Source organism: Desulfobacterales bacterium (genome assembly GCA_028704555.1).
GTDB lineage: Bacteria > Desulfobacterota > Desulfobacteria > Desulfobacterales > JAQWFD01 > JAQWFD01.
Map to the genome: position 1 here is coordinate 26708 of JAQWFD010000008.1, position 26024 is coordinate 52731.

17 protein-coding genes and 1 tRNA gene are annotated in these 26024 nt (G+C 47.7%); 5 read left to right on the forward strand and 13 right to left on the reverse strand.

The genetic code is table 11. The features are described from left to right. Window positions 1-307: 307 nt before the first annotated feature. From PHQ97_04715 to PHQ97_04735, 5 genes are all read right to left on the reverse strand, one after another. Window positions 308-383, reverse strand: a tRNA-Asn gene (locus PHQ97_04715). A gap of 77 nt (window positions 384-460) precedes the next feature. Next, window positions 461-2278 (reverse strand): aspartate--tRNA ligase, encoded by a 1818-nt coding sequence (gene aspS, locus PHQ97_04720; protein MDD4392039.1) that lies wholly within the window; start codon window positions 2276-2278, stop codon window positions 461-463. Between the two features lie 92 nt (window positions 2279-2370). Next, window positions 2371-3627 (reverse strand): histidine--tRNA ligase, encoded by a 1257-nt coding sequence (gene hisS / locus PHQ97_04725; GenBank protein ID MDD4392040.1) that lies wholly within the window; start codon window positions 3625-3627, stop codon window positions 2371-2373. A gap of 271 nt (window positions 3628-3898) precedes the next feature. Next, the gene (locus tag PHQ97_04730; GenBank protein ID MDD4392041.1) at window positions 3899-4681 is read right to left on the reverse strand and encodes a glutaconate CoA-transferase; all 783 of its coding nucleotides are present in this window, start codon (window positions 4679-4681) and stop codon (window positions 3899-3901) included. A gap of 180 nt (window positions 4682-4861) precedes the next feature. Continuing rightward, the gene (locus tag PHQ97_04735; protein MDD4392042.1) at window positions 4862-5950 is read right to left on the reverse strand and encodes a CoA transferase subunit A; all 1089 of its coding nucleotides are present in this window, start codon (window positions 5948-5950) and stop codon (window positions 4862-4864) included. 802 nt (window positions 5951-6752) lie between these two features. Between PHQ97_04735 and PHQ97_04740 the strand changes: the two genes are divergently transcribed. Next, entirely contained in the window at window positions 6753-7631 is an 879-nt protein-coding gene (locus tag PHQ97_04740; GenBank protein MDD4392043.1) for a DUF2520 domain-containing protein, read from the forward strand. A 132-nt stretch (window positions 7632-7763) separates the two neighbouring features. On the opposite strand, the gene panB is transcribed toward PHQ97_04740, so the two are convergent. The 4 genes from panB to PHQ97_04760 form a co-directional block, all read right to left on the reverse strand. Then, window positions 7764-8612, reverse strand: coding sequence for a 3-methyl-2-oxobutanoate hydroxymethyltransferase (gene panB / locus PHQ97_04745; GenBank protein ID MDD4392044.1), 849 nt, complete (start codon window positions 8610-8612; stop codon window positions 7764-7766). A gap of 447 nt (window positions 8613-9059) precedes the next feature. Continuing rightward, complete coding sequence (locus PHQ97_04750; GenBank protein MDD4392045.1) at window positions 9060-12044, reverse strand: insulinase family protein; 2985 nt, start codon at window positions 12042-12044, stop codon at window positions 9060-9062. A 115-nt stretch (window positions 12045-12159) separates the two neighbouring features. Next, window positions 12160-12567: a hypothetical protein gene (locus PHQ97_04755; GenBank protein ID MDD4392046.1), complete on the reverse strand. Its 408-nt coding sequence runs from the start codon at window positions 12565-12567 to the stop codon at window positions 12160-12162. A 26-nt stretch (window positions 12568-12593) separates the two neighbouring features. Continuing rightward, window positions 12594-12764: a hypothetical protein gene (locus PHQ97_04760; GenBank protein ID MDD4392047.1), complete on the reverse strand. Its 171-nt coding sequence runs from the start codon at window positions 12762-12764 to the stop codon at window positions 12594-12596. A 279-nt stretch (window positions 12765-13043) separates the two neighbouring features. On the opposite strand from PHQ97_04760, the gene PHQ97_04765 reads away from it, so the two are divergent. Further along, window positions 13044-13523 carry a DUF2062 domain-containing protein gene (locus tag PHQ97_04765; protein ID MDD4392048.1) on the forward strand — a complete coding sequence of 160 codons (480 nt, stop codon included), beginning with the start codon at window positions 13044-13046 and terminating at the stop codon, window positions 13521-13523. A 4-nt stretch (window positions 13524-13527) separates the two neighbouring features. Then, window positions 13528-14385 (forward strand): 16S rRNA (adenine(1518)-N(6)/adenine(1519)-N(6))-dimethyltransferase RsmA, encoded by an 858-nt coding sequence (gene rsmA / locus PHQ97_04770; GenBank protein MDD4392049.1) that lies wholly within the window; start codon window positions 13528-13530, stop codon window positions 14383-14385. Window positions 14386-14533: 148 nt separating this feature from the next. Here rsmA and PHQ97_04775 read toward each other — a convergent pair whose 3' ends face one another. From PHQ97_04775 to PHQ97_04785, 3 genes are all read right to left on the reverse strand, one after another. Beyond that, entirely contained in the window at window positions 14534-15766 is a 1233-nt protein-coding gene (locus PHQ97_04775) for a glyceraldehyde 3-phosphate dehydrogenase NAD-binding domain-containing protein (protein ID MDD4392050.1), read from the reverse strand. Between the two features lie 144 nt (window positions 15767-15910). Then, window positions 15911-20095, reverse strand: a complete 4185-nt coding sequence (locus PHQ97_04780) for a PEP/pyruvate-binding domain-containing protein (GenBank protein MDD4392051.1) — start codon at window positions 20093-20095, stop codon at window positions 15911-15913. A 718-nt stretch (window positions 20096-20813) separates the two neighbouring features. Further along, the gene (locus PHQ97_04785) at window positions 20814-22394 is read right to left on the reverse strand and encodes an MBL fold metallo-hydrolase (protein MDD4392052.1); all 1581 of its coding nucleotides are present in this window, start codon (window positions 22392-22394) and stop codon (window positions 20814-20816) included. A gap of 249 nt (window positions 22395-22643) precedes the next feature. Between PHQ97_04785 and PHQ97_04790 the strand changes: the two genes are divergently transcribed. Further along, window positions 22644-23633 (forward strand): Hsp33 family molecular chaperone HslO, encoded by a 990-nt coding sequence (locus tag PHQ97_04790; GenBank protein MDD4392053.1) that lies wholly within the window; start codon window positions 22644-22646, stop codon window positions 23631-23633. Between the two features lie 82 nt (window positions 23634-23715). Next, window positions 23716-24258 carry a hypothetical protein gene (locus tag PHQ97_04795; protein ID MDD4392054.1) on the forward strand — a complete coding sequence of 181 codons (543 nt, stop codon included), beginning with the start codon at window positions 23716-23718 and terminating at the stop codon, window positions 24256-24258. A 135-nt stretch (window positions 24259-24393) separates the two neighbouring features. On the opposite strand, the gene PHQ97_04800 is transcribed toward PHQ97_04795, so the two are convergent. Continuing rightward, window positions 24394-25479 (reverse strand): LacI family DNA-binding transcriptional regulator, encoded by a 1086-nt coding sequence (locus PHQ97_04800; protein ID MDD4392055.1) that lies wholly within the window; start codon window positions 25477-25479, stop codon window positions 24394-24396. Window positions 25480-26024: the final 545 nt, after the last annotated feature.

The window sequence follows — 26024 nt, forward strand, 5'->3', positions numbered from 1 at the left end:
GGATGATTGCGAGGGAGAAGACGAATAACACGCGCACTTGCCGTATATCGGACGATCTTATTTGAACACATGCTACGGCATGGATAAAATCACAAGCTTTGCTCAGGATAGACCGGGTAGCCGAAAAATAGGGATCCCTGCCCGGCTTCCTGGGCAAATAAAAACATTGAGAGTGGTATCGGCGGACATGTCGGGCCACTCTTTTTTTTATGTGGGGTTTACCCTGTTTTTGAGTCTGCATGGTGGGTATGATGGTGGGTACTAAAAAAGGGTTTAGAGACGAAAATCTCTAAACCCTTATGTTTACTGGCTCCCCAGCACGGACTCGAACCGCGGACTTAGTGGTTAACAGCCACTCGCTCTGCCAACTGAGCTACTGGGGAATGCTCGTTGAATGAACTTTTACTATTTACCCATTCCCTCCGGAAAAGTCAACTTATTTTTTAGATAATTTTTCAATTTACTCACCGGACTCCGGTGAGGCGTTATCCTTTTTGCATTTCTGAATTTTCAGACAAAGGTCATCGAGCTGGTCCGGGCTGACGATCGATGGCGCATTGGTCAACGGACATGAGGCCGATACGGTTTTCGGGAAAGCCATGACATCTCGAATTGACGATTCGGCACACAGAATCATTACCAGCCGGTCTAAACCAAAGGCTATACCGCCATGAGGGGGGGCTCCGGAATCCAGGGCTGACAGCAGAAAACCAAATTTTTCCTGATACTCGTCCGGGGTCATGCCCAGGGCGTTGAAAATCTTTTTCTGCACCTCGATCTGATGAACCCGGATACTGCCGCCGCCGATTTCTGACCCGTTAAGCACCAGGTCATAAGCGCGTGACCGGACCGAAAGCGGATCGGTTTCAAACAGATCGTAATCTTCCTCGAGCGGTGCGGTAAAAGGATGGTGCAGCGCGACGTAGCGTTTTTCTTCCTCATCATAGTCCAGCAGCGGAAAATGGGTCACCCATACAAAACTGAACGCTTTCTCATCGATCAGCCCCAGCTTTTTTCCGAGATGGTTTCGAAGCTGCCCCAGGGCATCATTAACGATTCTGGGCTGATCTGCCACGATGAGAAGCAGATCACCGGTTTCCGCCTCCAGGCGCTGCTCGATCGTCTTTTTTTCCCCGTCCGTAAAAAATTTGGCAACAGGTGACTGCCACTGGCCTTCTTTGACCTTAATCCAGGCAAGCCCCTTTGCCTTGTAGATCTCAACGAATTTGCCCAGCTCATCGATGTCTTTTCTCGAAAAATCAATACAGCCTTTTGCGTTGATCGCCTTGACAACACCGCCGCTTTGTACGGCACCGGAAAACACCTTGAAACCGCAATCTGCTGCGATATCGGAAAGATCTTTCAGCTCCAGGCCAAAGCGCGTATCCGGCCGGTCAATTCCAAAACGCGACATGGCTTCCTGATACGTCAGCCGCGGACAGGGCAAACCGACACTGACACCAAGAACTTCACGGAAAACCGTCTTTACCATTTCTTCGGAAACCGCCATGACATCCTCTTCACCCACGAAGGACATCTCCATATCGATCTGGGTAAATTCCGGTTGACGGTCAGCTCTCAAGTCCTCATCTCTGAAGCATTTAACAATCTGAAAATATTTATCAAAACCGGCAACCATCAAAAGCTGTTTGAACAGCTGCGGCGACTGTGGCAGGGCATAAAAATGGCCCGGATTCACTCGACTGGGAACCAGATAATCTCTGGCACCCTCCGGCGTACTCCGGGTGAGCATCGGCGTTTCCACCTCCAGGAAACCACGGCTGTCGAGAAATTGACGCACAGAAAATGCCGCCTTGTGCCTCAGGACGAGATTTCTTTGAAGCCGGGGGCGACGCAGATCCAGGTGCCGGTATTTCAGACGAACGGTTTCCGATACTGCGTCGGTTGACTCATCGATCAAAAACGGCGGCGTCTGCGCCCGGTTCAATATTCGAAGCGCCAGAGAGGTCACTTCAATTCCGCCGGTCAACATATTCGCATTTTCCATGCCTTCCGGACGCCTGCCCACGGTCCCCGTCACGGCGATCACATCCTCATGACGGATGCTGTGAGCCTTTTCATGCAGGGCCGAATCGGTTTCCGGATTGAACACGACCTGGGTAATGCCTTCCCGATCTCTCAAATCAACGAATATCAGGCTGCCAAGATCCCGGCGACGCTGGACCCACCCCATGAGCACAACCGCCTGACCCTCGTTATCGACCGTCAATTGGCCGCAGTGATGGGTTCGCCTCAAATCTCCAAGTTTATCTATCAATGGAACGACTCCTTTCCAACTGAGTTATTCACCATATAATCATTATCTGCAATCATACCGCACCCCCACCAAAAGGGAAAGCGACACGATGGTCATTGTAAAATCATTGATTTAACGGTTTCGACCACGCAATCAACCGGAACCGCCACCTGCTCTTTGGTGGCCATATTCCGAAGAACAAGCGCGCCTTGTTCCAGCTCCTGTTCGCCGGCGATCAACACGTAACGGGATTTGAGCCTGCTCGCCCGTTTCATAAGCCCCTTGAGTCCGCGACCACTGAAATCCATCTCGGTGGAAATGCCTTCCATACTCAGCGCACAATGCCATTCAAAGGCCCTGGCCTGACTATCCTTTCCCAATGCCGCAATAAATACCTCGGGACCTTTTGAAAAATCACGGCCCGACAGGGCAACGATTTCCGCCAGCCGGTCAAAACCGATGGCAAATCCAATGGCAGGCGTATCCGGTCCGCCCAGTGTTTTGACCAGACTGTCATAGCGCCCTCCGCCGGCAATGGCGTTCTGGGCACCCAGTGCACCGGTCTGAATTTCAAAGGCCGTCCGGGTATAGTAATCCAGGCCCCTGACCAGGCGCTTATCCCGCACATAGGGCACGTTCATCGTGTCCAGCAGACGCGTGACGGTTTCAAAATGCTCGCGGCACTCCGGACACAGAAAATCAATTACGGACGGCGCCTCCGCGATGGCATCCCGGCATGTGGGCACTTTACAATCCAGTACCCTTAACGGATTTCGCGTGCTTCGCCGGACGCAGTCCTCACACAGTTGCGGTTCAACCTGTTTCAACAGGCCGGAGAGCGCCTCCCGGAATTTCGGACGGCATTCCGGACAGCCCAGCGAATTGATGTGCACCGTGGCATCGGTCACGGACAATTTGATAAACAGTGACACCAGCATAAAAATCAACTGGGCATCCGCCAGAGGGGATTGGGAGCCGAAAATTTCCGCATCGATCTGATAAAACTGCCGGTATCTTCCCTTCTGGGGCCGTTCCCTTCGAAACATCGGACCGATCGTATACAGCTTCTGTACTGGATCCGTCGTGTACAGTTTCTGCTGAATATAGGAGCGCACGACAGAGGCCGTGGCCTCGGGCCGAAGGGTGATGAATTCGCCTTTCCGGTCAGGAAAGGTATACATCTCCTTTTCCACGATATCGGTATCTTCCCCGATACTCCGGGAAAACAGTTCGGTCCGTTCCATAATGGGAACCCGGATTTCCCTGAAGCCAAAATTTTCAAAAAGGTCTATGGCAGTTCGTTCTATATACTGCCAGAGCTCCACTTCACCCGGCAATATGTCTTTAAATCCTCTGATCAGATGAATCATCTTTGCGTCAGTTTCCTCTCATATCGTCACGTGTTCAATCAATTCGTTGAGATCTCACGAGCTGCTGTAAAAAAATCAAACGGTTCCTGTTTAAAACAGCCGTATTTCCATAAACATTTTATAATATCCGATATTTTCTATTAGTCAACGGATTTTAGAACACCGCCAATAAATTGAGACATGGCTGCCATAGAAATACAAAATCCGGGCCCCTGAGGACCCGGATTCTGGAATGTATTTAATATCGGGGGATCCCCCCCTGCAAATCAGATTACTTCAGCTGTCTGGCCAGAAAATATCCGTCCGGATCGCATTTTTCCCGAAGCAGTTTCAGATCGTCTGCCGTCGGCTCGACCATTTCTTTCAGGTCCGGAGAAATGATCAGTTCAAAACTGACCTTGTCCTGGATATACTGTGCGGTTTTACCCGGAATCACTTCCAGAAGCACCATGCGCTTTGTTTTTTCATCAAACCCGAACAATGCTTCGTTGGTAATGACACGGTAGGGACCGGCGCCCATCACACCCGCGTTTTCCCTGTAATCCGGAGAGCCGTCACCGTAACCGATACTAGTAATATAGTCCAGTTTATTGACAAACCGTCGAGGTTCAAGCGCCATGATGGCGATGGTTCTTTCGCAGTTGGCTGCCATGGCACCTGCGCCGCCGCTGCCAGGGAACCGGGTCACAGCTTCGGTATAGGTTCCGCCTTCGAACGTGGAGTTGATGTTGCCGTACTTATCGATCTGAGCGCCGCCGATAAATGCAAAATCCGAATGTCCTCTCTGGGTCAATTCAAATACGGCGTTCAATCCTTTCAGATAACAGGCTTTGCGGCAGGCACGGGTATCACCGACGGATAGCGGCATCCCCATTTCAAGAACCGGTGCCAGGGGGCCGGCTTCAAAAATCAACCCGAGACCCGGTGCATGGGTCAGCTGTGCATGCATGGACGCGATTATCGGAAGACCGGTTCCGACAAACACGATCTTGTTATCTTCCAAAACTCTGGAACCTGTATATGCGATCATTTCAAATGGTGTATATTCAGCCATTGTATAACCTCCTTGCTTTTTTTTAACAAGTATCCATCCATAAATGTCTGTTTTTTCATGCGTGTCAGACTCAGACGTTAACCATAAAAATCTTCAATTCATTCAATATGTTAAAGTCATCGCCTTCCTTGAACTTGAAAAGACTATCCTATTTCAGGATGAATGCTATCAAATGGATCATTACCCAACGATGATGGGCTGCCCGCCGTCCAAATCTCTCAGTTTCTTAAGCGTTTTATATGGAATTTTGCTCAGGAAATCGTCAAATGTTTCACATCCAAAGATATATTCATCATAGTATTTCTTCAGTTCATCGGTTTTACCGGTTTTACGGAAATTATCAGAGGCTTTTCTGAACATCAGGATATGCTCCATATCAAACCAGTAATGCCCGTAATGGACTCCAGGATAGGATCCAAAACGCTGCTCAACCACTGCATCCACTGCGGAATAGGGAATCTCTGTCAGATTCGGATAGGTTCGAATAATCTCATTGGAAATGATCTGCTCGGTACTGACGATACAATGACCGCCGGCGAGTGCCAGTTCCGGGCAGGTACAGGTTGCGCCAAAAATACGACTGTTTCCGAATTTATCCGCAGCCGTGACATGAACAAGCGCAAGATCCGGATAGCTTGCCGCTACCAGGTAGGTATTTTTCCCGGTAAACGGGCTCTTTACCATCATCCCGCGGTTGGTCAGCTCCATATCGGCGCCACCGTGGTCCCGAACCTGCATGAATTCAATACCCATGGATGCAGCTTTGAATCGGGCCGCCATGCCCAGGTTGGTATAATCATCCATCAGAATCATGCCTTTGGAATTGAGATATCTCAGCAGCGGTGCAATACCGATGACTTCATATCCCCACCAGGCCAGTTCAACGCGTTTGACGGATATATGTTCAGGATACAGAAGCATGGCGCCGGCAAGCAGTTCAGGACAGATTGAATTAGACTGGAATGAAAGGGTCAGGTCTTTTGCGCCGTGGCGGATAATTTCATGAATAGCTGCGACGGGAGGTCTGGTATTGACAAAGCCGCCGATACCGATATTCATGCCATCTTTTACATATCGATCAACGGCCTCTTTCATGGTAGAGGTCTTATCTCTCAAACTTTTTGGCTTGTTGACCATGATTTTTCTGGCCTCTTCCGGTGAAAGCCCCCACCATTCAAATTTTTCCGCACCCCCAGCTGATTTTGCAATGACTTCTGGTTGCAGACTGGAAGCATTTCTGATTGCCGAACACGTTTCATTTGGTTTCATTTCAAACCTCCCACCTACATAGTTAAGTTTTCCTCACGCCCTAAACCCGGATATGGATTTTTTAAGGCAGCACTATCAACTTTAGAAATCCTTTCCCATAGTCTTTACTTACTGTTTCAACATTCAGGCTGGCGGATGCATCGCAATATAAGTCTCAACGCTTATGCTACCCAAGCTCATAAAATCTTTTTTTTGAGCCTTAATCCCCGTTTTAAAATGGGGAATTTTCACAAACCATCCCTCATGTTCTTTATGTTACAGTAAAAATTGCATTGAGTCAGGTTTTCTAAATTTATCAAATTAAATTTTTTAAAAGAATTAGCTTTTTTCCCAAAATAGCAAATTAAAGTCAAGAAAAAACTTCATCTTATTTTTTATGACATAAACTCGTTAAGGCATTTTACCCGTCCGCCAATTGGCTTCCGCCAAATTCAGATAGAGTATCAGCTGTCAGCCTGACCGGTTTATATCTATCGAGGCGAATGACAATTGAGCGCAGCTCGTTTGCATCCATAAAATCGACTTTTTTACCGTCAGGATCGAAAACACCCGCCCGTGTCCATCTTTTGAAAACCAAATTTCAGAAAACCAGTCCGTCAACAGATCATAGGCCAGATGCGGTTGCTTATTTTTGTTCTCCAGTGTAAATAGGGTTTATTCTGTCATTCGGGTCTCTCACAACAGCATAAAAATAAACTCGCGATTTTATGCGTTGAGCTGCCGGAGCCCTGAAGATTGTTCACCCTATCAACGGCTGTCAGGTCACACAGCCCTCACTTCACGCGTTGCAGGAAAATTGGTTATGAAACCATCTTTTGCCATTATTGGATGCGGAAAAGTCGGTACGACACTGGCCAACTTTTTGACTCAGGCCGGATACAAATCAGCCGGCATGGCCAGCAAAACCCTGGCATCGGCACGCAATGCCGCTGACCTGGCCGGAATCGGAAAATTCAGCAAAATCAACTGGGACATTTCCCGGTCTGCAGATATTATCTTTATCACGACACCGGACAGCGTCATCGTCGAGGCCTGTCTCCAGATCGCAGACAACGGCGGTTTTTCGGAACAATCCATCGTATTCCATTGCAGCGGATTGTTGTCATCCAGAATCCTATCCCCGGCGAGGCGATGCGGTGCGGCCATCGGTTCAATGCACCCCCTGCAGAGTTTTGCATCAAAACAGATCACACAAAACCCGTTCAAGGACATTATCATCTCAGCAGAAGGCGATCCGGAAGCCGTTTCCGCTGCCCGGATCATTTCAACGGATCTTGGGGCGCAATTTATGGAAATCAAAACCGAGGCGAAAACGCTTTATCACGCCTCGGCGGTGGTGGTATCAAACTATCTGGTCACCCTGCTGGATCTGGCCTTCAAGCTCATTAAAGATGCGGGAGTGCCGGACAAAGAAGCCTTTAAGCTGTTTAAGCCCCTGATAGAAGGCACGCTTTCAAACATTGAAAACGTCGGGATTCCCCAGGCGTTGACCGGCCCCATCGAAAGAGGGGACGCCGAAACCATCGTCACCCATATGGATGAAATTCAGTCGAAAAAGCCTGAACTCCTTTCCCTTTACAGACAGCTGGGGATTCATACCATTGACATCGCAACCGCAAAGGGCTCTCTGTCACACGCTGCGGTTCAAAAACTCGAAGAAGTCTTCCTCCGGAAAATATGACGGTCTAGCAGGATTACCCCATCGCATCGGGTAAACCGTTGTATTGGCATGCAGATATAAAAACGGGTTTTCACTTCAGCCACCCGGAAGCTGAAGCGAAAACCCGTTTTTTAGGAATGAACCCGTTTGTGGTTATTTATCGAGGATCTGGATCAATTTTTCAATTTCTTCGGCCTTCATGGTAAAGCTGTGCTTTGCTTCCGGAAAGCGCCTGTTTTCCACTTCATCCTTGTATTGCGCAATCGCATCTGAGATCGCACTCCCGATAGCGGCAAACTGTTTTACAAACTTGGGGACAAATTTGTCAAACAGCCCGACCATATCGTGCGTCACCAGAACCTGGCCGTCGCACTTAACCCCGGCGCCAATGCCTATGGTGGGAATCGAGACGGCTTCGGTGATCATCTCGGCAATCGGTGCGGGAATCGCTTCCAGAACCAGAGAAAAGCATCCGACCGCCTCAAGGGCTTTGGCATCTTCGATCAACTGGCGGGCCGCTGCTGCATTTTTGCCCTGCACCTTGAATCCGCCGAGCGCAGAGGCGGTCTGGGGCGTCAGTCCGATATGCCCCTGAACCGGGATTCCGGCGTTGACGATCGCTTCCACAACGGGCGCCATGACTTTTCCGCCTTCCAGCTTCACGGCATCCGCCCGACCCTCTTTCATGATCCGGTTGGCATTTTCAACCGCCTTTTCAACCGACACGTTATAAGAGCCGAACGGCATATCACCGACAACCAGTGAATGTTTCACAACCCGTGTAACGATTTTAATATGATGCATCATCTCATCCATAGTTACCGATACCGTATCCGGGTACCCCAGAACCACCATACCCAGAGAATCGCCCACCAGAATCATATCAATACCGGCCTGATCTACCAGAAGCGCCCAGGGGTAATCATATGCGGTCAGCATGGTAATGGCTTTCGGATCTTTCTTTCGGGCCCTGATCTCGGGTACAGTCACTTTTTTCTGCATGTCTATTCTCCTGCGATTTATTTTTTTCGAACTCGTTCAATATCCGGGTAGCGTACCATTTTCACCATAATTAAATCCAGAGCTATTCGGTGTCAATGTCTTTTTTTACTTCAACCGGGACAGTTCGCCATCCCCGCTGTATTTCGTTGCTGACTGACGGGATGATACAATCCGCTCTATCCGGCAATTTAATACCCGAAGTTAAGACAAAAAATCCCGGCATATCGTAGCCCAGGCAGCAAATCCTATAATGCAGTTTTTCACGATCATAAAATATTGTCAGATTTACCGGGGGGATACATGGTGCACATTGAGGATTTATTCACGGGACCGGTAAAAACCGGAGGGTGCCTGACTACCGAAAAACTGCGAACCGATACCGATGCAGGCACGATTCTTCGGCATCGATTCGAAAACATCATCGTTCGATCTGCAAACTTACCGGTTTTATATCTGATGCAGCTCCAGGGGATATTGCCCGAGTTTTTCATTTGCGCGTTTAAGCGCCTCTTCTCCCGAAATCACAACCACTGCACTCTTCTGCGAATGACGATCAAAATACGTTTCCGCAACACGCATCACTTCCCGACGGGTCATCGACAGCAGCCTGCTTTTGAATTCCTGCCTCTGCTCGTCTGACAGCGAAACAATCTTCCTGAAAAACGCATTTCTGGCAGCCGGACCGGGGGGATCGGGTCTGTCAATTTCAGAACATACCTGAAGCACAGCTTCTTTTATATCTCCATCCGTGCAGGCACCGGATCGGATAAAGGCCTCCCCCCCCTCATATACCTTCAAAGTGGAGGCTATGTGCGGATCCCTGTAGGAGGCAAAACCGAAAAGGCCGTTTTCCGAATTATATACCGCAAATCCCCCATAGGCTCCGCCCTTTTCACGGATTTCACGATGCAAATACATCGACCTGAGAAGCTTGCTGATCACTGACAACGCCGGCGCATCTTCGTGCCCCATTCGAACGGCCTTGAACATCCGGGCCACAAATGAAACGGACGTCGACGTACTCCACCCTTCTCTCGGAATGTAGTCATCCACATCAATCGGAGGAGGCACAAACCCGTCTGACGGCCCGCTGTCAAGTTTCTCCTGAAGCGAGGCAATCTTCGAGCCTGCCGTCGTAAGCAAGTCCTCTTCACCAACCAGAGCCGCCCGGATGTTCTGCCTTCCAATAAGCACACCGGCAATCCGGGACATATCCTGCGACAGCGACTCGAGCGTTTCGTCCGTCAAGTCATCGGTCAGCGTTTTTAAAACTTTGAGCTGGAAAATCCCGTTCCATTGCTCACTCAATGCGCAGGTACGGGAAAAATTCCTGGAAGCCAGGGATATGGCGAACCCGTGTCCATTTTGCACCACCATGGACTCTATACCGGCCCTGTACTGGAGAAGAAGTTTTTTCAATCGATTCAGATCGGAATAGTCCCCTTCACAAAGAAGCTCATCCAGAAGCTCAAACATCTGATCCTGATTTCTCGCCAGACACTTACCACCCAGGAGTGCGAACGGCAGGCATACCCCGTCACTGTCAAAGCGGGTTCGGGCATTGATCGACAACCCGATCCCGCCGGTATACAGATCCATCCGGCGGGCAATTTCTGTATAGTCACGACGACGGGTTCCCATCTTGGAAAAGGCATAACAGAAAAATGGGACCAGAGAAAGTAACGGGCCGGCCACCTGACCGGCGCCGAAAGCAGCTGAAACATATAAAATCCCCGATGTCGGTTGCTGATAACAGGTCGCCGGCACATCCGGAAAGCTGCTATTCTCTTTGACGATATCCACCTCAGGAGGGATATCCTCCAGCCCCAGAGTAGGAAGACACGAAACATCTTCCTGAAACTCCTGCAGCGCTTTTAAGGCATCGGCATCTTTGATGATTTGATCCAGTTCGGAACGTGTCATCCCTTCCAGTCTCCGTTCCAGCGCCTGCACCACCTCCCCGGCTTCCCGGCTCTCTTTCAACTGATCCGGGATCAGTTTGAGCAAGACCCGATGAGGATTATCCAGAAAATAGCGTTGTATTCTCTGTTCAAAAAAGGGCCCTTTTTCCAGTTCGCTGTCGAGGCGACGCAAATCCGCGTCGAACTGAAGGGCATTGACCGGATCACCACCATGAAACCAGCTTCCGGAAAATTCCAGCAACAGTTTCAATCCATAGGGATAGGGTTGATTTGTTACTTCTTTACGATAAAATTCCAGCTGATGAACCGCCGAATCAATCAGTTCTCTTTCGATCCCATTGGCCACCAGCTCCTGGAAAACGTTAACGATAATTGACTCGATCCGGTCTGCCGAAGATTCCTCCACATCTTTGAGCCCGCAGGCAAACGAAGTATCACGATGCTCCCCGTCATAACCGGTTCCATCACTCAGCGATGTTCCGAGTCCGGAATCGATCAGCGCCTTTCGAAGTGGTGATGCGGCGTTTCCCAGCAGAATCTGTTCCAGCAGCGTCAGAGCCAGAATTTCGAATGAATCCCGGATATCGGCCATCAACCATGCCATACTGATTTGACACTTTTTCAACGGGTCTTCATTTTTCCCCAGCGGATAGGTATAAGTAGCCGTTTTGGGGGTGGTCCATCGAGGTTGTGGCGGCACGTCGGTTTCCGGATCAATCCGGGTAAAATGAGTTAATACCTTTTCCTGAATAAATGTCAGGTGCTCTTCCAGGGGAAGATTTCCGTAAGTATAAAAAAACGCATTGCTCGGATGATAATGCCTCCGGTGAAATTCTACCAATTCCTGATGAGTCAATTTCGGAATCTCAGAAGGCTCGCCACCGGAGTTGAATCGGTAGGTGGAAGACGGATAAAGAGCATTCATGAGGGATCTCTCCATAACCTGATCCGGCGACGACATGGCCCCTTTCATTTCATTGTATACAACGCCCTTGTACACAAGTCGTGCAGGATCTTTTCCTGTAGTAGTCTCCAGCTCCAGCCGATGTCCTTCCTGCTTGAAGCTCAGATCATTGAGATTCGGAAAAAAGACGGCGTCGAGATACACATCCAGAATGTTGTAAAAATCTTTCCGATTCTGTGTACAAAACGGATACATGGTCCAGTCAGACGCCGTAAAGGCGTTCATGAACGTGCTGAGCCCCCTTTTCAACATTGAAAAAAAAGGGTCCCGTACCGGATACCTGCGTGAACCGCATAAAACCGTATGCTCCAGAATATGAGCCACCCCGGTCGAATCTTCCGGAACCGTTTTAAACGCAACACTGAAGGTATTTTCCTTGTCACGGCTACTGATATGAACGTGCCTGCACCCTGTCGCCATATGCTCAAGTTCATAGAACACACCGTGTTGATCTTTGAGTTCCACGATTTTTTTCAATCGATAGCCACAGATATTCGCTCCTTCACTTAACACCGAAGAATGACCAGACGCAGGCACGTTCATCATTGAGACCTCTCAAGTTTCATGGGGTACGGAAAACTGTACATCATTTTAACCTTATCCCTGGATATAAATAGAAAACAAATATCAACCCCTGTCCATCATAAAGACATATCAGTCTTTATTCCTCTTCAGGCGCAGATGAAGATGACGCTGAACCGACATAAATGCCGCGACTTTTACGCGTAATTTTGCCCAGTTTGGTTAAACGATAAATAATGTTTCGAAGTTTCTTTTCTTCGAATCCGGTTCGAGCCTGAATTTCTGTAAAATCAACACCCTGTTTGAATTTTGTTATAATCTCCAGGACCATATCCGATGCGGACATGGCGGGTCTTCCCAGCGCACCGGCTGCGATACCTCTGGCGTATCGTCTGTTTTTCCCGTAAGATGAAGTTTTGACCATTTTTTCGAGCCGATCCATCCGGGCAATCACCTTATCGAAGTCTTTTGTTGTCGGGATGTTATAATTCTGCATGAAAAACTTGACCATTGCGTCAAAGCTTACTGTTTTTCCTTTTTTTCTCATCGCTAAAGCCTCCTTAACAAGTTGAATTAATAACCATAATCATCAGCACCATAATCATCGGCAGAAAGCACAGTTAAATTTTCATGCCAATTACTTAATATTACATCAAAAGTCAATACTTTAATGTCTTCGCCAAAATCAGCAGAATGAACCCTGCACTGCCTGCCGCCATAACTTTCATCGACCTGATCCGACATTACGGAACTTAATTTGCGGATTTTAACTGTTCATAATCAGATAATTACAGTTCCATATCCGTTAAGATAAGAGTGTATCGGTTAATTGCAATGCTTCACAGCTGTATTTTTGATTTCCAGTTTAAACTTCAGATAAAAATTTCTATACTATAGATACCTAAGTTTAGCCTTAAACTCAACCTCTTATATATCCCTGGCAAAACAATATTTTAAAATATTTCAATCCATGCTATACAGGGCGGATTGAAAATAAATATCAAAACGCATTCCCGGTTTCATATGAACATAAAATTAAAAGCAAAAAATTTCATTCATCGGTTCAAACGACTCAACGGCGATCCGCATTATGTCGCGCTGGGCATGGCTATCGGTATCTTTGTCGCTGTCACACCGACAATCCCCTTTCATACCCTGATTGCACTGTCGCTGGCATTCATATGCCGTGCCAGCAAACCGGCGGCGGCAATCGGGGTCTGGATCAGCAATCCTGTCACGATTCCCGTGTTCTACTATGGCAGCTATAAAGTCGGCATGCACGTCATGGGCATTTGTTCACCGTTTGATGAAAATCGGATCGACATCTCCGAGCTGTTGAACCAGGGAGTTGAAATTACCGTTGCCATGATTACCGGCGGAATCATTCTTGGCGTTATTCCCGGAATAGCGGCTTACTGGATCACCCGTAAAATCGTGACCGCCATACGGCCTGCCGCCACAGGCAAGCCCTCGGAAATCCACCCTTTCACCGATAAAGAATAACACTATGACGTCACCCGCAGCACTTCTCAACAAGTGGAACATTCAGGCAAAAAAGCAATACGGCCAGAATTTCCTGTCTGATTCGTCCATTGCGCAGTCCATCGCATCCCGTTCCGGGGTTGGCCCGAAAGATGTGGTCCTTGAGATAGGCGCAGGCCTCGGCGCGCTGACGATTCCGCTTTCAAAAATCGCCGGGAAGATATATGCCATTGAAAAAGATCCCCGGATCATTCCGATATTACAGGACGAACTGGACAGCCATCATATTGACAACATCGTCTTATTGAACGAAAACATTCTAACGGTCGATATCGAACACGTTGCCGAAGACAAGAACCGGAAAATTGTTATCGTCGGCAACCTCCCGTACAATATATCCTCCCAGATACTGGTCCGGATGATCCGCTCAAGACACATCATTCATCATGCGGTCCTGATGTTTCAAAAAGAACTGGCCCAGCGGATTAAAGCAACTCCGGGAAACCGGGATTACGGACGGTTGTCTGCCATGCTCCAATATTGCGCCGATATTAAAACGTTAACTGAAGTCAAGGCCTCTGCCTTCTTTCCTAAGCCCAAAATAGACTCTGAAGTACTTTATGTCCAATTTAAAAAAGAAATCCCTCTGCCTGCAACAGATGAAGACTTGCTCTTCAAAGTCATTAAAGCGGCATTTGGGCAGCGCCGTAAAACGTTGAAAAATTCATTGGCCGGAAGTCAGCTTCCGATGGATGCAGCTACCGCTGGAAGCGTTCTGGAGCAATCCGGCATTGATCCTTCCAGACGTGCCGAAACGCTGTCAATAGACGAATTTACCGTACTTAGCAATAACGTTGTTCCTTATACAACCGATTCTGTTTAATTTCGACCGCTCTTGACAGGACAGGCAGTACATCAGAGCAGACCCTGACATTTCCTGAAGCAGATAACTGCGGCGCCGACCTCGGTCGCTACCGGATCTGCATCATCGTTTGCCGCTAAAGAGCAAACCTGCATGGCCGGGCAGCACCCTACATGCTCTCGGCTACCGAAACCGTTCGGTCGCCAAATATGTTGACATAGCTGCCCAACTCGTTATCATACCACCCGTATATCACTGCCTGAGTAACGGGTATCCGAATGATCATATCTTTCAGCGACTCTTTGACTTGAGGCCCCAGCCCCGGCACATGCCCCAGATCAATGCTGGCTTCGGCAGTCCGGGTATGCGTTTCATGGGCTTCAATGATCGTTGCGACCCTGGGCATTCCGATAATATCGCAGGACACATTCTGCTTTTCCGTATAATACAGATACTGATTCGGATCCTCTTCCGCTGCCTGCTGATATATTCTGTTGATCAGATCCCGCCGGACCGGTTCCCCGGTCAGCCTTTCCTGCAGGTTGACCACGAGTATAATCAAAGATCCGGTGGTCGTAGGTACCCTGACGGATTCAGCAATAAAGCCAATTTTACCCATTTCCGGTATCACAAGGCTCAATGCCTGGGCAGCACCGGTCGTCGTCAGGATAATATTATTCAGGATGCTTCTGTTTTTTCTCAAATCACTGGCACCGGATTTCGGCAGACGATCCAGTACCGCCTGCGAACCGGTCGCGGCGTGAATGGTGGTCATGGAAGCGGACATAATCTTGTCAGCGCCGAAATAGTTGAGCAACGGTTTAATCATATGCGCCAGACACGTAGTCGTACAGGATGCATTGGATACAATCTTATGTACCCGGGGGTCATAATCATTATGATTTATGCCCATCACGGTGGTTACAGCATCCTCCGGCATCGGTCGGCTTTTATCCTTTATTTTAAATGGTGCGGATACGAGAACTTTCTCAGCCCCCATCACCAGATGCCCACGAACCGATCCGCCCGGATGGTCCGGCGGCAGGGTCGGGTCCAAAAATTTTCCGGTGGTATCTACCACCAGCCGGACCCCTTCATCCCCCCAGTGGATATCGGCCGGATTTCTATCGCTTCTGAGCACTTTGATTTTTACGCCATCAATTCTCATGCAACCGCTGGCCTCATCCACTTCTTCGATCAATGGCTTCGAATAATATCCATATAAACATCCCTGAAGCGATCCATAGGTCGAATCATGCTGGAGATAATCGGCGACACTTTCAAGGCCTTGGCCCACGCCACGGCCGACATTCACAACAAGTTCATCAAAATATTTTCGCCCCAGATGATTCCATACCGTCAGTTTTCCAATTCTTCCCAATCCGTTTATGCCAAGCTTCAATGTCTGTATCCTCCTTTTCACCATATCGGCATCTTCACAAATACACACCGGTCAATTCCGGGCCGCCTCAATTCATTTCCCTTGTTACCAATTCAGCCATTCTGACAGAATTTGACCGTTCAAGCCGGATTCATCATGTATCTTTCAGCTCTCATTTATTTTTATTCGTCCCCAGTAGACGGTCCCCTGCTGACCGTCAATACTTATATAATCGCCGGAGTGAAGATTGACCTGATTGAATGAACACCATTTTTCCTTTTCATTGCACAGCAGATCAGCACATCCCACGACACATATTCTCTCCAGTCTGTGCGCCACAACGGCGGCATGCGATGTCAACCCCCCCCTGGCAGTCAACAATCCGTCTGCCGCGTAAATTTCCCGGATATCATCCGGAACGGTATCGGACCGGACCAGGATCAGAGACGTAAAGGGTTCGAGTCGTCGCCATTTATCAATTTCATCGAGATTAAATACGACCCGGCCACTGATGGCACCACCACTGACCCCGATCCCGTGGCCCAGAAATTTTTTATCGATTATATCGTCAATATCAAACGTCAACACCTTCTTGCGTTCCCGGAAGGCCATATCTCTGGACTGTAAAATGTACAGATCGTTGACATCCGGGCTTTCGAAGGTAAATTCCATTTCCTGCGGACTCCAGCCCTTTTCATTAACCAGATCCACTGCAATACGTTTCAATGCCGAATAAATATCCGGAAAATGCGTCTGCAGACTGATATCGGTTTCCCGCTTCTCCGTACTGATTTGAATTTCTGAAATCGGAAGCGTTTGCACCAGGCCCGCAACGACATCTTCACCCTGATTTCCCTGGCTGAAATCACCCCATAGCCGAATAACGTCCTCGGACCACCTGGGATTATGGGTAAAAAAAACACCCGTACCCGATTGTCTGGATATATTACCGAAAACCATTTTTTGAACCGTAACGGCCGTACCCCAGTCATCGGATATTCCGATGATCTTTCGATATGTTTTCGCTTTACCTGATTCCCATGAATCAGACACCCGTTTAATAATCATGGACAACTGTTCAAAAGGCTGTTCGATGATTTCAAAACCCGCATCCAAGATGAACTGTTTATAATCCAATGCCACGCGCTTCATCTGATCGCCCGCAAATCCCCGTTTGAGCGGAATCCCCAGCCGGTGTTTGTGCGCATCGATAATGGCATCAAAATCATCTCTTTTCAGCCCGTATGACATGCCGTACCCCTGGAGAAACCGCCGGTAACTGTCCCAGGCGAACCATGCATTTCCGGTCAGGTCAGCTATACCGGAGGCGATATCTTCATTGATGCCGACATTCAAAAATGTGTCCATCATTCCGGGCTGTGAAATGGAGGCACCACTGCGAACCGAAAGCAGCAAAGGTTTTTTGGGATCGCCAAAAATTTTGCCCGTCTTTTTCTCCAGTCCTGCAATATGCTGCGCGACCTGATCGCTGAAATTCTGAGCTGCCGGCGCATAGCTCTCAATCATTTCTCTGGACCGAAACACCTCGGTGGTCACAATAAAGCCAGGGGGAACCGGCAGCCCGTATTCTTTCAACCGGACGAGATTCGCGCCCTTATTCCCCAGATAAATAATGCTGTTGACCCGTTTATTAGGATCTTCCAAAAACGTAATCGCCCGCTGGGGATCGTAGTTGAGCAGAAGCAGTAGTTTGTCCGCCGGCACTTTATCCGATTGCCGAAAAAGCGTATGCAGTATCCGCGTTAAAAACAGATCTAACTGGGGAAGTCCCAAAGACAGGGCCAGTCTGTCCCTGGAAAATATTTCCGAAATCCTGTATTTTAATTTCTCCTGTTCCGATATTTCCTCCTGCGGGAGAAATTTTTTCAAAATCTTACCGAAAGGAATCTGAGACAGGATACGATTCAGGTTCAGATCATGAATATTGTTAAAATAGTCATTGATGATATTTTTTACCGCCTGCGCAAATCCTTTGAAGATATCCAGAAACTGCGTAAACGTAAACCCTCTGATTCCGAGAGAATGAGCCAGAAAATCAAGTTGCCGTTCAAACTCGGCAGATGCGATGCCATCCAGCTTCAGTACCCTGTCAAATAAAAGCAGCAGATCATTAATTTCGTAGAATGTCGCTTTAGTAATCAAATTCAGATCAATGGCATCGACCACTTCTTCCAGCAGCACATTGACCAGAGACTCAATACGAAAGGTGAGACCCAGGGCATCGAATTTCATTTCGTGATAGCACCCGTACATTGACGGGATATCCACTGCGAAATGCCTTTTTTTATAAATATCCTCCCGAATCTCATATGCCTGATCCGACAGAATCAGCTGTTTGAGCATTTCAAGATAATCGATAAGCCTGACAAGTTTCGTCCGGGTATCGGTTTCTGACAGTGCTTCATTCAGCTGATCAAGACGGGGAAACGCCCCCGCCTGAAGTTGAGCGATATAATGCCCCGTCTCAATAAAGTCAAGGTTATATTTATGATGGAGCAGCTTATAAAACGAAACGGCAAGTTCAACTCGTTTTCTGTCGATATCCGTTACGCCCGGCACATCCTTGAGCGCCTGATGCAACATATCATTCTTCAGAATCAAAAGTCCTTTCGGAAGTGCTATTCCATGATTGCTCAATGCAGTCATGCACCGGCAAACCCCGTCCACATAACGGCCTCCAGACTCGATTTCATTGAAGATAACGGGAGGAACGAACGGTTCCAGGACTGTCTTATCCCCCGTCTCCCAGAATTTCAGGCTCGCCTCCATAAAACTGACAATCCGGTTACTGCTCTCTACATGACTCTGCTTGCGAAGAAAATGAACCAGCACGTCTTTTCGATTGAGAATCTCATCGATCTCCGTGGAAATATCTCTGAGCTGCCCCTCGGCACCGATATCGTTAAAATAGACAGGAAACAGTTTGCAAAGCTGTTTGACCAGATTATACACCGGCCCGATTCCTCTGTTCAACAACCGGGTGATATCTCTCGGAAACAGATCCGTATCCTTGATAAACACACCGCAAAGGGACAGATGAATAATCAGATACGACAAAAGTCGCGTCGAGCGTTTCGGATTCAACTCGATCAGCTCCAGCCACGTTCTGATATTCAGCAGATGGGCCGGATTGACTTTGATCTGCCAGTCATTTCCCACCCCTCCGATCATCGGCACCTGAAAGCCCAGATTGATCATCGAATCGATAAAAAAATTGACAAGATCGATGTCATCGGTTTTATACACGCCCTTACCCACATTCAGCACACAGCTGAGCGATGTGCCGGGGTAATGTTCAAATCTCGATTTTAAAATGGAAAATGTCTTATCGATGAGTTTGCTGATATTCTGGTGCTTTTCATTGATAATCACCCAGCTCAACGTCCGGTTGATATCTCTCAGGCAATCTTCATGGATTAATGAAAGACCGGATACATGCATGATATGAAAAAGAAATATCAGCTTCCATTTATTGTTTCCCTCTTCATTTTGCGCCCCCTCGACAAACAAAGCCCGGGGAATGGTTTTGTAGACATCCACAATCTCATTATATCCGGGGAGGCCAACGACCTGTTCCAGACAAAGCTGTAAATTATTCGGGTATTGCCGAACGGCATTTTCAAGAGAAATCTGCAATTGCTGAATATGGTTATGGGATACGTCCCTGAAGATAGCCTTCAGCCGGCCGGGCCTTTGGATATCGCCTGCTTCAGCTTCAAACCAGGCTTGCGGATCAGGCTCATTCAGCCAGTAGGAATACGTATGCAGATAATACCGGGTCAGCAGCAAATTTATTTCCTTCAGGTCGATCTCAACATCATATGATTTTTTCAGAATAATTTCTGCCAGCTTCTTGATTTGATAATAACTCTTGACGAAAAGAACGAACACCTCATCCGGATAATGCCTTACACGATGGAATGCCACATCCAGTACCGGCATAAACCGTTGGAGCTGGTCGCCTGAATCCTTGATGACTTTCTGAATAAACAGGAGAAAATAATCGATTGCCTCAGCCCTGACCCCATCATTTACAGTCGATTCGATGGATCTGGTAAAAATATCGACGAAAAGACCTGCGCCCTCGGGTCCTTTCAGATGATTTTTAAACAGGTGAAAATAATCCAGCGAATAACTCCTTGCTTCCTTGACAATAAACTGCCAGTTCATATAGGGGTGCGATAATTCTTTGAGAAACGTAGTCAATCCGGGCATGAGCCCGTAATACTTTGACATTATCTCTATCAAGGGAGAATACTTGGGATCCACACTCACATCAACGCTATAGCTGGCGATATTCGCTTCAAGTGCTTTCGATTCTATCTTCAACCACTACTCCTCTTAACATATAAAACCTGCTTCAGTGCTACCGACAAACAATTCTACCGAATTGCAACATACCTGTTGGTTTCGAATTGATAGGAATAACCTGGCGAGTTTCATATGAGAAAAAAACACAATAAACCTGGAATGCTCCGGACGGCAATACACAAATACGGCACTTATCGCAACAATGGGCGAGCTAAACAGGCAAGCAATCCTGTGTTTGTATATTGAAATGAAATTACTGAGTTTATCTTAACAAAGGGGAAAAAAAATTTCAATACAAATTAAGGGTTCACTCAGAAATAAGTTCGCAATTTTAAGTGTTGAGGCGCTTGTCTGGCAGTGCACGAAAGCGCAGGAATATCAAGCATATTCCGAGCTTTCGTAACGCAGCCAGACAGGATGCATCGGCGCTTAAAATGTGAAGTTATTTCTGAGTGAACCCTAAGCGTTTCTGGCTTTATTCAAACGTCAACAACCGCTCAGCATGCTTACGCTTAACAGGCGGTTAGAAAACACGGGGAGGGCACGTCGCGGTCAGCACGTTAAATCAAGGAGATCGGAAATCCGGGCTTGATCATAACTGCGGCCATATTCTCTTACGTGTAGTTTCGAAGTCCCGGCCGCTGCCGGCGTACGACATGGCGCGATCCGGGAAAAAGCTGCCGGCCCATGTGACAAACGCATCGGCCGGCAGCCTGAATTCCCGTCATCAACAAAGTTATCGGATCTGAAACGGTTCACCCATATGAGGGATAAAGGCATCATAGCCCTCTTCCCTTAATTTTTCTGTAAATCCCGTTGATTCATGATCCTCGCCATGAACAACCGCAATCTGACTGATATTCAGATTCGACATTTTCAAGAATCGGAGCATCTCTGTCTGGTCCGCATGTGCACTGAACCCCCTGAGTCGTACCACGCGGGCGCAGAGCGGATAGGATTTGTTGAGGAATTTGAGCATTGGCGGGGGGCCCACTCGTCCTGATTTTTCATATTCCCATCCCAGATCCCGGATACGGCGTCCCAGCGTATTTTCCGCCATATAGCCGACAATAAGAATGGTATTTTTGGGATTATGGACTTTATACCTCAAATGATGAAGGATTCTGCCGGCTTCACACATACCCGACGAGGCAATGACGATATGCGAATCTTCTTTCTGCATCAACGCCATGGACGCTTCAACCGACTGGACAAACTCCAGATGACTGAACGAAAAAGGATTCTTGGCATTTGCCAGAAAGGTTTCATGAGTCTGGCGGTCATAGACTTCGGGGTGCTCGCCAAACACCTTTGTCAATTTCATGGCCAGCGGGCTGTCGACATATACCGGTATTTTCGGCACTTCATTATCATCATAAAGTTCATGCAGCACATACACCAGTTCCTGGGTCCGGCCAAAGGCAAATGCCGGGATGACGATAGACCCTCCTCTGTTGACCGTCTCGATGATCACCTGTTTCACTCGCTCTTTCAGATCGTCAATGGGGCCGTGATGACGTGTGCCATAGGTACTTTCCATAATCATCAGATCGATGTCCCGGTCCTCTTCCGGAAACAGGGTGTTCGGATCCCTGATAATCGGCCGGTCAAACCTGCCGATATCCCCGGTATAAATAATTCTAAATAAACGACCATTTTCACGGACTTTGATCATGCACATGGCAGAACCTAAAATATGACCCGCCTCGTAGAAGGTACAGGTCATATCCCTGCCAACCGTGACCGGCTCTCTGTACGGGTATCCCTCAAAAGCGGAAAGCGACTGCTCGGCATCTTCTACGGTATACAGGGGTTCAATAAATTCAAGCCGGTATTTTGCGATAAGCTGATTGATCACATCGGTATTGAGCGCATGCATGTCTTTTTTCAACAGCTTCTTGATTTCATTCATTCTGCGTTTGGACGACGGCTTTGAGCCATCGAAGGATTTCAGGCCATACAGATTGGACCGCAAGGTTTTATAATTGAGATACTGGGCATCGGATTCCTGAATATGCGCGCTGTCGAGTAAAAGAAATTCACACGCATCCATAGTCGGTCGCGTACAGATAATATGCCCTTTAAAATTATTTTTTACCAACAGGGGAATACGTCCGGAATGATCGATGTGGCCGTGAGAAAGCACAACATTGGTGAGCATTTCCGGATCAAAGGGAAGCACACTGTTTTTCAGATTACTTTCCTTTCTCCGCCCTTGAAACATTCCGCAATCCAACAGCACTCTGTCGCTGTGAGAGGAAATCAGGTGCATTGATCCTGTCACTTCCCTTACCGCGCCGTAAAATGTAACATTCATCGCTTCACCCCATCTTTACTGGTTATCGCTCATCTGAAAGGTTTCTTTTTTTACAACTCAATTATTCACTGCCCGTTAAAATATCTTATATTGATAAAAATTACCAGAACGTTTTACCATTGGAAAAAGCAATCAACCTGTTGCCGTTCATGTCCCGGGGTAATGACAGATAAAGCCTTATTCCGTCTTGACACAATATGCTCAGTTTTCTATATGTCTTAGCACAAAGTCAAAAAAGGATAAGGGATTATGATAAATAAGAAAATGAAAGACGAAACGGTCAAAGAGCAACTCTCTGCCGGCGCTAAAGACAAATTGTATCATTTTTTACTGCACAGAGGCGCCATTCGCGGGGGCATCGTTCACAGCACACGAATGATCAATCAAATGCGTGCCAACCATGAAATCGGAATTCTGGAAACCGTGGCGCTGGGGCATGCCTTGATGGGAGGCGCTTTGATAGCCAGCGATTTAAAAGGCAATGACCGGATTCGTCTCGAAATCGAATGCTCAGGACCTATCAAGGGACTTGTCGTCGAGGCCAATGCCTTTGGCGACGTACGGGGGTTTTTGAAGCAAGTCCCGATTCCGGTGGAAAAACCTTTAGACAGTTTTGATCTGTCCTCATTTTTCGGAGCGGGATTTTTATCGATCACCCGGTTTCTGGAAGACGACAAAGCCCCCTTTACCGGAAACGTCATGCTTCAATACGGCAATATTGCCCAGGATCTGGCCCATTATTTCCTTCATTCGGAACAGGTGCCTGCTTCTTTTAACCTGAGCATCCAGTTTGATTCCGGCGGAAATGTAACCGGGGCAGGCGGTCTTTTTCTTCAAACGATGCCGGGTGCCGGCGAAACAACGGTAGCTGAGATTGAAGCGCTCATCAGGCAGCTTCCGTCTTTGGGCGCTGTATTTTCTGATGGCACCGACCCTGTTCAATTTATCCGAGATGTATTCAAAGCACACGCGCCTGAGTTTCTGGCAAGCCGGCGAATCGAATTTTTGTGTCCTTGCGGGCAGGATTTTTTTCGCGCTATTCTCGCCCACATGCCCGCTGACGAATTGGCCGACATGATTTCAACCGATCCGTTTCCGTTGGAACTGCGCTGCCAGTACTGCAACACGCCGTATTATTTCAGCAAAAATGATCTTCAACACATTTACGAAAGACGACACCATATGAGCGAAGGATACGTTGACAAGTCATTGATGACCGGCACCCCGGATGATATATAATCCCTCACACCTACCATTTTGGGATATTATAACCCCAACGGTTTCCATGGGGAATATTACTGTAATCAGGAGAAAAATCAATATGGAACAAACTGAAAAACCGCGGCAGGTTTCTGTTTCAAACGAGCTCCCCGGGTATTGTTCGTTGTGGAAAGCGCTCAGACTGATCAATCCGGAACATCTTTTTGCTGCAATCATTATCGGACTGGCACTGACGGGGATGGCATTCGGGGTTGGATATAAGTATCTTGTAAAACGCGTCATAGCCGCCCGGATTCAATCGGGAACCGAGCAAACCGTTATCCGTCCGGACATCAGTCAATTTAATGCCCTGCAGGCTAAAGAACGCTTTTTTTCCTTGTACGTAAACTATCTGAGTTCAAAGCAACGGCATTCGGCAAACGATTCCATTGAAAACAGAGAAAATGTTGATCGAAGTCGATCCGAGCTGGAGTCATTGATCCGGGAATGGACGGATCAGGGGGAAACCGCCTCAGATATGATTCAGATCGATACCCGGTATACCGATTCATCCGGAATCCGGCATGTTGCACTGACCTTTGCATATGACAATTCCGTCGTACTGATGGAGCCTGAATTTAACCTCAGCGTATCAGCGCCCTGATTATTTGATGATGGGATCATCAAATAACTGGAAGAGGAAGCTATAACAGCTTCCTCTTTTAGGATATTTTCCCTCCCGACACCAGTTTAGCAGCAGATATCATCATCCTTCGGAACGAAACAGAACGTTTGGAGTTCAAATGCCTTTCAAATTGAAGGAACCATCCAGTACGATCTCTTCCTGACCTTTTTTCAACGGAAGTTCATAACCGTTTCCGGGCAGATGAAATCCACAGGAACGACGGACAATGAGTACCGGATCTAAAATAATGCGGGTGGAAATATAAGAGGATTCACCCCGGATTTTCGCGATGAGATTGTCTACGGCCATCCGACCCATGATTGCCTTTTTCTGTGTGACTGTGGTCAGATCAACGCCAGGCAGTCTCCCCATCTCAATATCGTCAAACCCGATCACCGCCATATCCTCCGGAACGCTGATACCTTCCCTGTAGAGCCGTTCAAGAACGCCAACGGCCATATGATCACTATGGGCAAATATGGCGGTGGGCCTGTCTTTCTCGCGCAGCAATTCGCCGGTCAGGCGATATCCGCAATCCTGATAAAAATCTCCAATTTTAATCAGTTCCTGACAGGGCATGACCCCATTTGCCTTAAAGGCCGCCAGCGATCCCTGGAGGCGGTGTTTTCCCGTAAGCGTCCCCTGATCACCGGTAATGATGGCGATACGCCTGTTCCCCATTTGCAGAAGGTGTTTGACGGCAATGTACCCGCCGCGCTTGTTATCCACGACAATAAAATCAACCGGTGGATCCCCCATATTCTGTTTGACGCCTCTCAGGGCCAGAATAAACGGAACTCCGAACTGAATCAGATCGGATACAACCGGATCCTTCTCATGGGCAGAGCATATGATGAGTCCGTCAACTCCCCGATCCATCAGATCCTGAACAGATCGTCTTTCATCCTCGATACCGCCCCGGACCGAACTGATAATGACGCTGTACCCTATTTCTTTGCACCTGGCGATAATATCCTGGGATATTTCCGAATAAAACGGGTTTACCAGAGTGGTTATCACCAGTCCTAACGTATAACACTCCTGTTTCAGAAGCGCCCGGGCCGCAAAATTCGGCCGGTAGCTCAGCCGCTTGGCAATCTCAAGTATCCGTTTACGGGTTTCAGCCCCAACTCTGGATGTCTCATTATCTTTCAATACTAGCGATACAGTAGTTGAAGAAACGTTAGCTTCTTTCGCCACATCTTTCAAAGTTGTTTTGGGGCGCCGTGTCGTTTTAATAGATACCTCCTTGTCACGCAATTATACACGTTGGCATTTAAAACGAATCGTATTAAATACCACTGTGATAAAGTAATAAACTGTTTAGCTTAATAGAATGTTAGCAACCGAAGCCTCTGCTATTATCAACAATCAACTGCAAATTTCAACTGTTAATTTGTTTCATCTGATAAAATGCTGCCGGTCTGGAATTTAAACCGGAAACGCAGTCCTTAAAAACAAATTTGCTCCACGACAACAATGCGGATATCCAATGCTTCCTTAATCTTCAGCACCATGTCCCATTACCTGCTGCGCGATCAACGGAGCCAGCCCCATGATGCTTCGGAATATCGAAGCTTTTCCCCGCATCGTTTCGACCGAAAAATCCAACGACCTGGACTTCCTCTACGTTCAGGCTCAAGCCAAACAGAACCTGCGATTTCCCATAGAAGCTGTTGATATTTTTATATGGCTCATGTTGTGTTTCAGGGTCGTAAAGTGGCCAAAAACAATTTTATTTTAAC